The 13,445-nt window shown below is 69.4% G+C and carries 14 protein-coding genes; 6 read left to right on the top strand and 8 right to left on the bottom strand.

What is annotated here, in order from left to right:
* Positions 1-22 precede the first annotated feature (22 nt).
* The 3 genes from QMZ16_RS02630 (at position 23) to QMZ16_RS02620 (ending at position 2,816) form a co-directional block, all read left to right on the top strand.
* Entirely contained in the window at positions 23-1,207 is a 1,185-nt protein-coding gene (locus tag QMZ16_RS02630; protein WP_282602009.1) for a MalY/PatB family protein, read from the top strand.
* A 71-nt stretch (positions 1,208-1,278) separates the two neighbouring features.
* The gene (locus tag QMZ16_RS02625) at positions 1,279-2,238 is read left to right on the top strand and encodes an acetyl-CoA carboxylase carboxyltransferase subunit alpha (RefSeq protein WP_282602008.1); all 960 of its coding nucleotides are present in this window, start codon (positions 1,279-1,281) and stop codon (positions 2,236-2,238) included.
* A gap of 347 nt (positions 2,239-2,585) precedes the next feature.
* Positions 2,586-2,816, top strand: coding sequence for a hypothetical protein (locus tag QMZ16_RS02620; protein ID WP_282602007.1), 231 nt, complete (start codon positions 2,586-2,588; stop codon positions 2,814-2,816).
* Here the strand turns inward: QMZ16_RS02620 and QMZ16_RS02615 are convergent.
* From QMZ16_RS02615 to QMZ16_RS02605, 3 genes are read right to left on the bottom strand one after another with little or no spacing between them, the layout of a single operon-like run.
* Positions 2,801-3,577, bottom strand: coding sequence for a 1-acyl-sn-glycerol-3-phosphate acyltransferase (locus QMZ16_RS02615; RefSeq protein ID WP_282602006.1), 777 nt, complete (start codon positions 3,575-3,577; stop codon positions 2,801-2,803). The two genes, QMZ16_RS02620 and QMZ16_RS02615, sit on opposite strands and share 16 nt — an antisense overlap.
* Positions 3,574-4,503, bottom strand: a complete 930-nt coding sequence (locus QMZ16_RS02610) for a cell division protein FtsX (RefSeq protein WP_282602005.1) — start codon at positions 4,501-4,503, stop codon at positions 3,574-3,576. The genes QMZ16_RS02615 and QMZ16_RS02610 overlap by 4 nt, the downstream gene beginning before the upstream one ends.
* The gene (locus tag QMZ16_RS02605; RefSeq protein ID WP_282602050.1) at positions 4,500-5,174 is read right to left on the bottom strand and encodes an ATP-binding cassette domain-containing protein; all 675 of its coding nucleotides are present in this window, start codon (positions 5,172-5,174) and stop codon (positions 4,500-4,502) included. The genes QMZ16_RS02610 and QMZ16_RS02605 overlap by 4 nt, the downstream gene beginning before the upstream one ends.
* 76 nt (positions 5,175-5,250) lie before the next feature.
* Between QMZ16_RS02605 and QMZ16_RS02600 the strand changes: the two genes are divergently transcribed.
* The gene (locus QMZ16_RS02600) at positions 5,251-6,075 is read left to right on the top strand and encodes a zinc-ribbon domain-containing protein (protein WP_282602004.1); all 825 of its coding nucleotides are present in this window, start codon (positions 5,251-5,253) and stop codon (positions 6,073-6,075) included.
* Here QMZ16_RS02600 and QMZ16_RS02595 read toward each other — a convergent pair.
* From QMZ16_RS02595 to argH, 4 genes are read right to left on the bottom strand one after another with little or no spacing between them, the layout of a single operon-like run.
* Positions 6,072-8,564 carry a DUF4175 family protein gene (locus QMZ16_RS02595; protein WP_282602003.1) on the bottom strand — a complete coding sequence of 831 codons (2,493 nt, stop codon included), beginning with the start codon at positions 8,562-8,564 and terminating at the stop codon, positions 6,072-6,074. The genes QMZ16_RS02600 and QMZ16_RS02595 overlap by 4 nt on opposite strands.
* Complete coding sequence (lysA, locus tag QMZ16_RS02590) at positions 8,555-9,820, bottom strand: diaminopimelate decarboxylase (RefSeq protein WP_282602002.1); 1,266 nt, start codon at positions 9,818-9,820, stop codon at positions 8,555-8,557. Before lysA ends, QMZ16_RS02595 begins: the two co-directional genes overlap by 10 nt.
* Positions 9,821-9,823: 3 nt before the next feature.
* Positions 9,824-9,967, bottom strand: coding sequence for a hypothetical protein (locus tag QMZ16_RS02585; protein WP_282602001.1), 144 nt, complete (start codon positions 9,965-9,967; stop codon positions 9,824-9,826).
* Positions 9,964-11,370: an argininosuccinate lyase gene (gene argH, locus QMZ16_RS02580; protein ID WP_282602000.1), complete on the bottom strand. Its 1,407-nt coding sequence runs from the start codon at positions 11,368-11,370 to the stop codon at positions 9,964-9,966. Before argH ends, QMZ16_RS02585 begins: the two co-directional genes overlap by 4 nt.
* A gap of 22 nt (positions 11,371-11,392) precedes the next feature.
* On the opposite strand from argH, the gene QMZ16_RS02575 reads away from it, so the two are divergent.
* Complete coding sequence (locus QMZ16_RS02575) at positions 11,393-11,938, top strand: TlpA disulfide reductase family protein (protein ID WP_282601999.1); 546 nt, start codon at positions 11,393-11,395, stop codon at positions 11,936-11,938.
* On the opposite strand, the gene QMZ16_RS02570 is transcribed toward QMZ16_RS02575, so the two are convergent.
* Complete coding sequence (locus QMZ16_RS02570; RefSeq protein WP_282601998.1) at positions 11,925-12,491, bottom strand: DNA-3-methyladenine glycosylase I; 567 nt, start codon at positions 12,489-12,491, stop codon at positions 11,925-11,927. The genes QMZ16_RS02575 and QMZ16_RS02570 overlap by 14 nt on opposite strands.
* Before the next feature lie 82 nt (positions 12,492-12,573).
* Between QMZ16_RS02570 and QMZ16_RS02565 the strand changes: the two genes are divergently transcribed.
* Positions 12,574-13,398 carry an EAL domain-containing protein gene (locus QMZ16_RS02565; protein ID WP_282601997.1) on the top strand — a complete coding sequence of 275 codons (825 nt, stop codon included), beginning with the start codon at positions 12,574-12,576 and terminating at the stop codon, positions 13,396-13,398.
* Positions 13,399-13,445: the final 47 nt, after the last annotated feature.

Here is a 13,445-nt window from a genome sequence, read left to right as displayed (position 1 = left end):
CAGCCAGACCCCTGGGGGACAGATGCACCAGCCCGATTTCGACGAGATCATCGACCGCACCGGCACCCGCTGCAGCAAGTGGGACGACATGGAGGCCGCCTATGGCGTGTCCCCCGACGACGGGCTGGCGATGTGGGTCGCGGACATGGACTTCCGCCCGCCCCACGCAGTGCAGAAGGCGGTCGAACGGGCGGCGGCGCACGGGGTCTACGGCTATCCGGGGGCAAACCGGCCCTATCTGGACGCGATCTGCTGGTGGATGGCCGAACGCCACGGCTGGACGATCGAGCCGTCCTGGATCCTGACCTGCGCGGGGCTGGTCAACGGCGTCGCGATGGCGCTGGACGCCTTCACCGCACCGGGCGACGGGGTAATCGTGATGTCGCCGGTCTATCACGCCTTCGGGCGCGTCGTGAACGCATCGGGCCGCAAGCTGGTCGAACTGCCGCTGGCGCAGCGCGACGGGGTCTACGGCTTCGACTGGCCCGCATGGGAGGAGATGCTGACCGGCAACGAGCGGCTGATGATCCTGTGCTCGCCGCACAATCCCGGCGGCCGCATCTGGACCGCGGACGAGCTGACCGAGGTGGCCGAGTTCTGCCGCCGTCACGACCTGATCCTGGTGTCCGACGACATCCATTGCGACCTGGTGATGCCCGGCTGCGGGCCGCACCGAATGATCGCGACCGTCGCCCCCCAGATCGCCGACCGGCTGGTCACGCTGACCGCCGCGACCAAGACCTTCAACATCGCGGGTGCGCATATCGGCAACGCGATCATCGCGGATGCGGGGCTGCGGGCGCGGTTCCAGGGGGCGCTTGCCGCGCGCGGCGTCTCGGCGGGGATGCTGGGCATGGATATGGTCGCCGCCGCCTATTCGCCCGAAGGCGCCGCATGGGTCGATGCGCTGGTCGAATACCTGGACGGCAACCGCCGCATCTTCGACGAGGGTATCGCCGCGATCCCCGGGCTGCGCTCCATGCCGCTGCAGGCGACCTACCTGTCCTGGGTCGATTTCTCGGGGACGGGGATGGCGCCTGCCGAATTCACCGCGCGCGTGCAGGACGGCGCACGCATCGCGGCCAATCACGGCGCGACCTTCGGCACGGGCGGCGCGCAGTTCCTGCGCTTCAACATCGCCACGCCCCGCGCCCGCGTCACCGAGGCGGTGGCCCGCCTGCAACATGCCTTCGCGGACCTGCAATAGGCGGCCCGCGTTGCAACCGGCACGGGCCTTGCTTATACAGCCAGCGAAACAGAACCCAAAGGCGTCACCTGATGGTCTATCTTGATTTCGAAAAGCCGCTTGCCGACATCGAGGGCAAGGCCGAGGAACTGCGGGCCATGGGCCGCAAGGGCGAAGGCGCCGTCGATGTCGAGAAAGAGGCGGCCGCGCTGGACAAGAAGTCGCGCGACCTTCTCAAGGAACTGTATTCCAGCCTGACGCCCTGGCGTAAGGCGCAGGTGGCGCGTCACCCGAACCGCCCGCATTGCCGCGACTATATCGACGCGCTGTTCACCGAATACACGCCGCTTGCGGGCGACCGTGCCTTCGGCGACGACCATGCCGTCATGGGCGGCCTTGCGCGGTTCCAGGACAAGCCATGCGTGGTCATCGGCCACGAGAAGGGCAACGACACCAAGTCGCGCCTGGTCCACAATTTCGGCATGGCCCGGCCCGAAGGCTATCGCAAGGCGATCCGCCTGATGGACATGGCCCATCGCTTCAACCTGCCGGTCATCACGCTGGTCGACACGCCCGGCGCCTATCCCGGCAAGGGCGCCGAGGAACGCGGCCAGTCCGAGGCCATCGCCCGCTCGACCGAGAAATGCCTGCAGGTCGGCGTGCCGCTGGTCTCGGTCGTGATCGGCGAAGGCGGATCGGGCGGGGCCGTGGCCTTCGCGACCGCCAACCGCATCGCGATGCTGGAACATTCGATCTACTCGGTCATCTCGCCCGAGGGCTGCGCCTCGATCCTGTGGAAGGACGCCGAACGCATGCGCGAGGCCGCCGAGGCGCTGCGCCTGACCGCGCAGGACCTGAAGAAGCTGGCCATCATCGACCGCATCATCGGCGAACCGATGGGCGGTGCGCAGCGCGCCCCCGCAGACGCGATCGCCGCCGTCGGCACCGAGATCGCGGCCATGCTGGACGACCTGTCGGGCAAGTCCCCCGAGGAACTGGTCAAGGACCGCCGCGAGAAGTTCCTGAAGATGGGCTCGGTCGGCCTGGGCTGAGCGAGCTTCGCGAAAACGTGACCAAAGCGCCACAGCGGGCCTGCAAGCACCGCTAGTGGCGCTTTTTCGTTTGCGCGACGGGCGGAACGCGGCAACGCTCCGCCCTGCCCGAAATGTCGTGAACGAAGGAGGGGCTGGATGAACCATACCGCACAGCAACTCCGACAAGGGGCCACCGTCCGGACGTCGAACCGACGCTGAACGCCGCCCCACGGGCAATTACCGCAGATGACATGACCGCATGACCCTTTTTGCCGGGGCCGATGCCGCATGCGCTGCATTTCCACATCCAAAGACCGGAACGCGATGCCAAGGGGGGAATCCCTTCATCGCCAGGAGAAAAGACCATGATCGCAGAGATGCACCCCGGCCACGGGCCGCTGATGCCCGCCATGCACCGCCTGATCCTTCGCCACGGCGCAAGCGCCGTCGCATGGGCCATGCTGCGCGCGCTGCTGATGCCACGGAAAAGGCGGCCGAGGCCGCCCGATCCCTATCACCTCAGCCCGCATATGCGGCGCGACATCGGGCTGCCGCCCGAGGCCCCGCACGTGCCGCGCTACTATGAACTGCGCTGATCGGCGATCGGCGTGAACCCCGCCTCGGCCATCAGTCGGTCCGAGGCGGTCTCGATCTCGGCCTCGAGCCGCGGAAGGAAGCCTTCGCGCGGGGCCTCGGGGCCGATTTCGGGCAGGAACTCGATGATGGCGGTGCCGGGGCGGATGCCCCAGCCCTTGCGCGGCCAGAACAGTCCCGTGTTCACCGCGACCGGCGCGACCGACAGCCCCGTGCTGGCGCGGATGGTCGAGACGCCGTGCTTGTAGGGGCGGCGTTCGCCCGGCAGCGTCCGCGTCCCTTCGGGATAGATGATCAGCTGACCCAGCCCGTCGCCCGCCAGCCGCTGGTTGATCTGCGACGAGATCGCGGCCATCGCGTCCCGCCCCTTGCGGCGGTCGATGGGGATGCAGCCGACCTTCCAGGCGAACCAGCCGACGACCGGGACGCGCATCACCTCGCGCTTCATGATGAAGGCGCGGCGAGGGACCGCCTGCGCGATCATCAGGATGTCCCAGAAGCACTGGTGCTTTGCGGCGACGATGATGTCGCGCGTGGGGGGCGTGCCCCGCACCTCGCAGCGCAGGCCCAGATGGATGCGGGCGGCCCATGCCAGATGCGCGATCCAGCGATCGCCGACGCGGTTCGCTCCGCGCCGTCCGTCGCGCAGGCTGACCAGCCCGAACAGCCCGATCAGCAGGGTGGCGATGGCCGCATGCACGTAGAAGGTGACGTTGCGCAGGTATTGCAGCGGGGTCAGCGGGCCGGGGCGGTAATCGCTCATCTCACGGCCTCCAGCATCTTCAGCGCGGCCCAACGGGTGGCGAAGAAGCCGACCGCCGCGGCGATCAGCGGGATGGTCAGCGGCACCAGCCAGCCCAGGCCCTGGAACCCGAGGCCTGTCAGGAACCCGCCCGCCTGTTCAGCCGATGGCAAGATCGCGATGCCCAGCATCCCCGCCGCGGTGCCGACCGAGGCCCCTGCCGCCGCGCGTCGGGTGAAGCGGCGCACGAAGGCCGTGGCGATGGTCAGGTCGCGCGCGCCGATCAGGCGCAGCACGCGGATCACCTGCCCGTTCGCGGCCAGCGCGGCCTTGGCGGCCAGCGTGATCATCGCGGCCGATGCCGCCGCGATCAGGATCAGCGACACGATCCCCAGGAATTTCAGGCGCTTCGCCGCCGAGATCAGCGGCCGCCGCCATTCGGTATGATCGTCCAGCACCGAACCCGGCGCCTCGGCCTCGAGGCGCAGGCGCAGGCCCTCGGGGTCGAAATCCGCGCTTTCGACCGGCAGGTCGATCAGCGCGGGCATGGGCAGCGCATCGACCGGCATGTCGGGGCCGAACCACGGCTCCAGCAGGGCGGCCAGTTCCTCGGGGGGCAGCTGGCGCGGCTGGCCGACGCCGGGCGTGGTGCGCAGGATCTGCAGCGCGGACTGGACACGGGCCTCCTGTTCGCCGGCGGGCGCGCTGACGCGCACCGTGACGGCGCCTGCAAGGTCCGAGGACCAGCGTTCGGCCAGCCGCCCCGTCGCCATCGCCAGCGCCAGCGCGAAGACGGCCAGGAAGGCCATCGCCCCGGCCGAGAACAGCGTCAGCTGCGCGGTGAAGCCGGTCGGCGGCACGATGCGGTCGCCGCCATTCACCTCGGATCCGAACAGGCCGCGCCACAGGGCGATCGGGTTCAGCGTTCTGCGGTCGTTGCCCATCACAGGTCGGCCCCCGCCAGATGCAGCGTCCCGCCCGAGATGCGCAGCACGCGCGCCGTCACCTGCGCCTTGGTGGCGCGGATCAGGTTCAGGTCATGGGTCGCGACCAGCACGGTCTTGCCCGATTTGTTCAGCTCGATCAGCAGCTGCATCAGCCGCATCGACATCTCCCAGTCCAGGTTGCCCGTGGGTTCGTCCGCAAGGACGACATCGGGCGACAATATCACGGCGCGGGCCAAGGCGGCGCGCTGTCTTTCGCCACCCGACAGCGATGGCGGCAGCGCGCGGGCGTGGTTCTGCAGCTGCACCCAGCCCAGAAGGTCGCGCATCGCCTGCAGGTCGACCGGCTCGCCCGCGATGGTCAGCGGCAGGGCGATGTTCTCGGCCACGGGCAGGTGGTCCAGGAACTGCGGGTCCTGGTGGACGACCCCCACCCGGCGGCGCAGATCGGCCACCGCGTCGCGGTCCAGCGAACGCGGCTCCTCTCCGAACAGGCTCATCCGGCCCGAACTGGGCATCAGGTCGCCATAGCACAGCCGCAGCAGCGTGGTCTTGCCCGCCCCCGACGGCCCGGTCAGGAAATGGAACATCCCCGCCTGAAGGCTCAGGTTCATGTCCGACAATAGCTCGGCCTGGCCCTGATAGCCGAAACCGACGTCCCGCATCTCGATCAAGCGCCACCTCATCGTTCCAAATCGGCCCGTCTTGATGCGGGCCCTGCGCCCGGATGCTTGGAAGCCGGACTGACGCTTGATAAAACAGCCGCAGGACGATTACGAGGGTGCCATGTCTGAAATCAGGTTGATCTGTCCGGGATGCGGATCGGACTATGCTTTGCCGGTTTCAGCGATCCCGGAGGCGGGCCGCGAGGTGGAATGCGCCGATTGCGGCCGCGTCTGGCTGGCGCGGCGCGGCGATGCGGTCCAGGCGGCCGCCGATCACGATGACGAGATCGCGCCCGACGACGATGCCCCGCCCCCGCAGCGCGAGGCGGTGATGCCCAGCAAGCGGCTGGCCCCCGACATGCTGCAATTCCTCAAGGACGAGGTCGAACACGAACGCCGCCTGCGCGAGGCCGAGGGCCAGACCCGTTACCGCCCCGTCAGCAGCGAGGCCTACGAAGCCGACTGGCCCGCGACCACCGTGACCCTGCCCGCCGCCGCGACGACGACCACCGCGACGGGGACCCGCGTGATCCGGCACAAGCCCCAGCCCGCCGCCGAGCCGCAGCCCGAAGCGCCCGCCCGCGTCCGCGGGGACGACGCCCCGACGCGCCCCGCCCGTGTCACGCGCATCATCGAACCCGCCCCCGTTCCCGGATCCGCCCCTGTTCCCGAACCGGCTGTCGTTCCCGAACCGGCTGCTGCGCCCGCGCCGGAAGCGCAGCGGCGCAGCGGTTACGGGGCCGGAATAGCGCTGATGCTGGCGGTCGCCGCATCGGTGGCCGTGGTCTATGTCGCGGCGCCGAACCTCGCCCCCGACAGCCCCCTGGGCGAGACGCTGATGGAATGGCGCGGCGGCCTGGACCGAGCGCGGCTGTGGCTGGACGGGCAGGCCGCGCGGCTGAGGGGCTAGAACCGTTCGAGCAGCCGGCGCAGGTAGTCGCGCTCGTCGCTCGGGCGGTTCGGGTCGGCGCTGCGGCGGCGGATCTCGTCCAGAAGTTCCCGCGCGCGGCGGTTGCCGTCGCCCGCGCCATCCGCCATGTCGCCGCCCTGCGCCGAACCGCCGCCATTGCCCGCCTCGCGGCCAAGGGGATCGCGACCGTTGCGTCCGCCGCGCGCGGACTGGCTGCCGTCCTGCCCCTGTCCCTGCGCGTTCCCATCCGCGGCCTCGCCCGGTTGGCCTTCCTGCGCCAGCATGTCGGCCAGCGCGCGCATCCCCTCGCGCATCGCGGTGATCGCATCCGCCTGCCTGCGCATCGCCCCCGAGGGGTCGCCGTCGCGCAGCGCCTGTTCGGCCTCTTCCATCGCGCGGCCGGCCTCGTCCATGCGGCGGCGGGCCTCGTCGCCGTCATCGGACCCCTCGCCCGGCATCAGTTCGCGCTGACGGCCCAGTTCCTCGCGCAGTTCGCGCTGGCGGGCGGCCAGATCGTCGTCGCCCCCCTGCCCGCGCTGCATCTGGCGGAACGCCTCGTCCGACAGGTCCTGCTGGTCGCGCAGCGTGTCGGCCAGGCGGTTCATCGAGGGGCTGCCCTGGCGCCCCTCGCCGCCCTGCTGGCCCTGCGACTGGCGGACCTCGATATTCTCCATCAGGCGGTTGAACTGCTCCAGCAGCTGCTCGGCCTCGGCCATGCGGCCCTCGTTCATCAGGCGCTGGATCTCGTCCATCATCTGCTGGATCTGGTCGCCCGTCACCTCGGCATTGCGCTGCTCGCCCCGGTCGGGGCGGTCGGTCATGTCCTCGGGTTCGGCCTGTTCCGCCAGCATCTGCGTATAGGCGTCGGTCGCCTCGCGCAGCTCGTCCATGAGGCGCTGGATCTCGTCGGGGCTGGCACCGTTGCGGATCGCCTCGGACAGGCGCTGCTGGGCATCCCGCATCCGTTGCAGCGCGTCCGACAGGCCGCCATCCTCCAGCAGGACCGCCGCCTCCCACAGGGCGTCGGCAAGGCGGTCGCGGGCCTCGGCGTCGAAGGCATCGCCCTCCAGCAGCCCAACCGCGCCACGCAGTTCGGAATAGAGATCGGGCTCGACGAAGCCCTCGGGCTGCCAGGTCAGGGCGCGCAGGATCTCGGCGCTGCGGCGGGCGTTCCGGCGCGACCACAGCAGGTCGCGGCGCAGCTCGATCAGGGCGGCGGCCATGGGCGCGAAGAAGCGGCGGCCCGGCAGGTCCATCGCGCGGGGGGCGGACAGCCCCTCCTGGCCGATGCCGTCAAGCGCGCGCAGGCGCAGCGTCACCGGCAGGTTGGCCCAGGGGTGGCGCGACAGGTCCTGCGTGATCTGGCCCGCGATGTCGTCGCGTCCCGTGCGCGGCAGGGCGATGGGCAGGGCCAGATCGTCCCGGGGTTCGGGATCGACGGCCAGCCCGAAGCGGCGGTCCACCGCGGGCAGGTCCAGCGCGATGCGGGCCTCGGCCGCGGTGACGCCGTGATCGTCGCCGGCGGTATAGTCCTGCACCATCCGCCCGTCGGCGCGGCGCTGCGGCACGTCGCCAAGCGCGATGACCGGCGCGGCATCCGGCAGCACGGTGATCGCGAAGTCGCGCCCCCCCACCCCAAGCGTGCCGCTGCGTTCCGCGACCAGTTCGGGCGCGACCTCGTCGCCGGTCGTTTCCGCCGCCACGTCCTGCACGACCGGCACGTCGGCGCCATAGATGCGCAGGCTGATGCGGCTGCCCTTGGGCAGGTCCAGCACCTCGCCCTCGGGCAGGGCGTTCAGATAGATCGCGGGACGGCGGGTATAGGCGGGGGGCTCGGCCCATCCCTCCCATTCGGGGCCGGTGGGTGCGGCATCGGTCAACGCGGCGCGGGGAAGGACGGTCGCGGCCATGGCGCGGATGCCCTGCCCCATCTGGTCGGCACCGCCGAAGATCAGCGCCATCGCAAAGGCCAGAAGCGCCGCCAGCCGCAGCGCGAAGGGGTCGCGGCGCGACAGGCCCGCATCGGGCGGCACGGCGCGGGCGCGGGCGGCAAGGTCGCGCATCTGGTGCAGGTGGGCCTGCCACAGCGGGCCCGCATCACCGATGGCGGGCCGGTCGGACAGCGCAGCCAGCGGGCGCCCCGGCAGGCTGCGGTCAAGCCGTTCGCGCGCGTCGGGCGCGCGCACGCGGCGATGGCGCAGCCCGCCATGCACGGCGGCGGCCAGCGTCGCGGCCAGCCACGCCCCGCCGATCCACGGCAGGGCGGAAGGCTCGATGCCCGCCACCAGCCCGCCCCACATCGCGGCGAAGGCAAGGCCAAGCAGGCAGGCCAGCGGCCAGAAGGCCGAAATCGCACGTTCCCAGACCAGCCCCATCCGGGTCAGGCGCAGGGCGCGGCGCAGGCGGGTATCGGGGGGAAATTCGTCATCGGTCCGGGGGCGCGCGGCCCCCGGCCCGTATCGGGCAGCAAGGCGCCGGATCAAAGCCATTCCGGGATCGTATCCCGGGCCAGCATCTCCTCATATGTCGGGCGGGCGCGGATAACGGCGAATTGATCGCCATCGACCAGCACCTCGGGGACGAGGGGGCGGGAATTGTATTCCGACGCCATCACGGCCCCATATGCCCCGGCCGAGCGGAAGGCGATCAGATCGCCCGCCTCCATCGCGGGCAGCTGCGCGCCCTTCTGGAAGGTATCGCCGGATTCGCAGACCGGACCCACCACGTCATAGGGCCGGACCTGCGCACCCACGTCCGGTTCGCGGACCGCGACGATGTCGTGATGCGCGCCGTACATGGCCGGGCGCAGCAGGTCGTTCATCGCCGCGTCCACGATCAGGAAGTCGCGATCCTCGCCGTTCTTGACATAGACGACCTCGCTCAGCAGCACGCCCGCATTTCCGACGATGTTGCGGCCCGGCTCGATCTCGATCTCGCAGCCCAGATGGCCGACGGCATCGCGGATCACCTGCCCGTATTCGATGGGCAGGGGCGGCGCGTTGTTGTCGCGGCGATAGGGGATGCCCAGGCCGCCGCCCAGGTCCAGGCGCGTGATCTCGTGCCCTTCGGCGCGCAGCATGGTCGTCAGTTCGGCCACCTTGGCATAGGCGGCTCGGAACGGGTCCAGATCGGTCAGCTGGCTGCCGATATGCACGTCCACGCCCACGACCTTCAGCCCCGGCAGGGACGCGGCCTCGGCATAGACCTCGCGCGCGCGGGAAATCGGAATGCCGAACTTGTTCTCGGACTTGCCGGTCGCGATCTTCTCATGGGTCTTGGCATCGACATCGGGGTTCACGCGGATCGCCACGGGGACGGTCGCGCCCATGCTGGCGGCCACCTCGGACAGGACCCGCATCTCGGGCTCGCTCTCGATGTTGAACTGGCGGATGCCGCCCTCGATGGTCTGGCGCATCTCGGCGCGGGTCTTGCCCACGCCCGAGAACACGATCCGGTCGCCCGGCACGCCCGCCGCGCGGGCCCGCGCATATTCGCCGCCCGAGACGACATCCATGCCCGCTCCCATGTCGCCCATCAGCTTGAGCACGGCGAGGTTGCTGTTCGACTTGACCGCGAAGCAGACGAGGTGGTCCGTCCAGTCCAGCGCCTGCCGGAACAGGCCGAAATGCCGCCGCAGCGTTGCCGCGGAATAGACATAGACGGGGCTGCCCACCTCGGCCGCGATGCGGCTCAGGGGCACGTCCTCGGCGTGAAGCGCGCCGTCGCGATAGAGGAAATGATCCATGGACTACTCGGTCGCGATGCCGATACGGGCATCGCCGCTGATGGTGATGCCGGATTGCGCCGGCTTGTCGGCGGGACGCTTCGGGGCGCCGTCGACGCCGCAGGCCGCAAGGGCCAGCAGCGCCATGATGCAGGTGATGCGGGTCATGCCAGCGTCTCCTTCCAGCGGGCGATCTGGGCGCGGACCTGGTCGGGTGCCGTCCCGCCATAGCTCTGGCGCGAGGCGACCGAGTTGTGGACCCCCAGCACGCCGAACACGTCCTGCGTGATGCCGTCATGGACGGAGCGCATGTCCTCCAGCGTCAGGTCCGGCAGGTCGATCCCGCGCGTCTCGGCCATGGCGACCAGCGATCCGGTGACGTGATGGGCGTCGCGGAAGGGCAGCCCCAGTTCGCGCACCAGCCAGTCGGCAAGGTCGGTCGCGGTGGAAAAGCCCGCGCTTGCGGCCCCTTCCAGACGGTCGCGATTGGCGGTCAGGTCGGTGATCATGCCCGACATGGCGGCCAGCGACAGCAGCAGGTTGTCGGCCGCGTCGAAGACCTGTTCCTTGTCCTCCTGCATGTCCTTGGAATAGGCCAAGGGCAGGCCCTTCATCACCGTGAACAGCGCGACCGTCCCGCCCAGGATGCGCCCGATCTTGGCGCGGATCAGTTCCGCGGCATCCGGGTTGCGCTTCTGCGGCATGATCGACGACCCGGTCGACCACTTGTCCGACATCGACACGAAGCGGAACTGGGCCGAGGACCAGATCACCAGCTCCTCGCTCAGGCGCGACAGGTGGACGGCGCAGATCGAGGCGCAGGACAGGAACTCCAGCGCGAAATCGCGGTCGCTGACGGCATCGAGGCTGTTGGCCATGGGACGGTCGAAGCCCAGGTCGCGGGCGGTCGCCTGACGGTCGATGGGGTATCCCGTGCCCGCAAGCGCCGCGGCACCCAGGGGCGATTCGTTCATCCGCGCCCGCGCATCGCGGAAGCGCGACAGGTCGCGGCCGAACATCTCGACATAGGCCATCATGTGGTGGCCCCATGTGACCGGCTGGGCGGTCTGCAGATGGGTGAAGCCCGGCATGACCCAGTCGGCGCCCGCCTCGGCCTGGCCCAGGCAGGCGCGGATCAGGGCCTGAAGCCCCTCGATGGCGGCATCGCACTGGTCGCGGACCCACAGGCGGAAATCGGTCGCGACCTGGTCGTTGCGCGACCGGCCCGTGTGCAGACGGCCCGCGGGTTCGCCGATGATCTCCTTCAGGCGGGCCTCCACGTTCATGTGGATGTCCTCCAGCGCGGTGCGGAAGGGGAAATTCCCGGCCTCGATCTCTGACAAGACGGTGAGCAGGCCTTCCCTGATGGCCTCGGCATCGGTATCGCTGATGATGCCCTGCGCCGCCAGCATCGCGGCATGGGCCCGGCTGCCACGGATGTCCTGGGCATAGAGGCGCCGGTCGAATCCAATCGAGGCGTTGATCGCCTCCATGATCGCATCGGGTCCGGCGGCGAAGCGCCCGCCCCACATGCTGTTGGCGGCGTCGTTGCTGTCGGGCCGGTCGGTCATCTGTCAGTCCTTCGGAGGTCCAATGCTGCGTTCCGTCCTGCTTTATACGGCACTGTTACTCGGTGCAAATGCCGCCTATGCCGAACCCGACTGGCAGGCCGCGAAGGAAGGCGGCCTGCCCAAGCTGGTCGTGGCCGACGATGCCCCCCCGGTCGGCGACACGGTCTTCACCGATCCCGATGGCGGCGAGCATCGCCTGGGCGACTGGAAGGGCAAGATCGTGCTGGTGAACTTCTGGGCGACCTGGTGCGCCCCCTGCCGCGAGGAGATGCCCGCGCTGGACAACCTGCAGAAGGAGCTGGGCGGCGATGATTTCGAGGTGGTGACCATCGCCACCGGCCGCAACGCCCCCGCGCGCATCGACGATTTCTTCGACGAGGTGGGCGTGACCGACCTGCCCGTCCTTCTGGATCCGCGCCAGCAGCTGGCACGGAAAATGGGCGTCGTCGGCCTGCCCGTGACCGTGCTGCTGGACCGCGACGGCAACGAGGTCGCGCGTTACCTGGGCGATGCGGAATGGGATTCGGACACCGCCAAGACCCTGATCGGTCAGCTTATCGAGGGCTGATCGCGCCGTGCCGGTGGCAGGTGGCGACATGGTCGTCCACCATGCCCGTGGCCTGCATGAAGGCATAGGTGATGACCGGCCCGCAGAAGCCGAAGCCCTCGGATTTCAGCGCCTTGGACATGGCCTGCGATTCGGGCGTCTGCGCGGGCACCTGCGACAGGTCGGCGGGCGAATTGCGGATCGGATCGCCGCCGACGAACCCCCACAACCACGGCGAGAAGCCGCGCTCGTCCTCGATCCGCAGGAAGGATCGTGCGCCACGGACGGCGGCCTCGATCTTGGCGCGGTGGCGGATGATGCCGGGATTGCCCATCGCGCGGTCGATGCGCGCCTGATCCCAGGCGGCGACGCTTTCGGGGTCGAAGCCGTCGAATTCCCGCCGGAACCCCTCGCGCTTGCGCAGGATGGTGATCCAGCTGAGCCCGGCCTGGAACGCCTCGAGGGTCAGCGCCTCCCACAGGGCGCGGGGGTCGCGTTCGGGCACGCCCCATTCGCGGTCGTGATAATCGACATAGAGCGGATCGTCCCCGCACCAGCCGCAGCGTTCAACCATGGGTTAACCCAGTTTCCAGATATCCCTGACGATTCACGCAAGGTTAAGGCATGGTGCGCAGACTGCAAGCCAGACGAAGGACATGAGGCGCACCGTGACCAGATACCCGGAAAACTCTTCGCCGCTGGAAGACGCGATCCGGCACCAGGACAGCCTGACGCTCTCGGCCGTGTCGATGGCGGTGGATCGCGGCAGCGCGGTGCTGGCCTTCCAACCCATCGTCCAGGCGCAGCGCACCAAGACCCCCGCCTTCTACGAGGGGCTGATCCGCGTCATCGACGAAAGCGGGCGACTGGTCCCCCTGCGCGATTTCATGCCCCAGGCGGAAAAGACCGAACTGGGCCGCAAGATCGACTGCCTGTCGCTGTCCCTCGGGATGCAGACCCTGGCCGAGGATCCGGGCCTGCGCCTGTCGATCAACATGTCCGCCCGCTCGATCCTCTATCCCCGCTGGATGGAAACCCTGCGCCGCGGCATATCCGAGGATCCGACCATGGGCGAACGCCTGATCCTGGAGATCACCGAAAGCAGCGCGATGGACATGCCGCAGGACGTGCAGCGCTTCATGTCCGAAGTGCAGTCCCACGGCGTCAGCCTGGCGCTGGACGATTTCGGCGCGGGCTATACCTCGTTCCGCTATCTGCGCGACTTCTGCTTCGACATGATCAAGATCGACGGGCAGTTCATCCGCCAGATCGCGGGCAATCCCGACAACCAGGTCCTGACCCGCGCGCTGCAGTCCATCGCGCATCACTTCGACATGTTCACCGTCGCGGAATCGGTCGAGACCGCCGAGGATGCGGCCTTCCTGATAGATATCGGGGTGGATTGCATGCAGGGCTACTATTTCGGGGCGCCGACCATCGCGCCCCCGTGGAAGAAGCCGCCCTCGCTGGCCACGCGCTAGGCGATCCGGGCCGTCATCCAACTGTTGCCACACAGCGCTTGACGTGG

The sequence above is a fragment of the Paracoccus sp. PARArs4 genome (assembly GCF_947311865.1).
GTDB lineage: Bacteria > Pseudomonadota > Alphaproteobacteria > Rhodobacterales > Rhodobacteraceae > Paracoccus > Paracoccus zeaxanthinifaciens.
The sequence above is the reverse complement of the archived record's forward strand: the minus strand, read 5'-3'. Positions and strand labels throughout refer to the sequence as shown.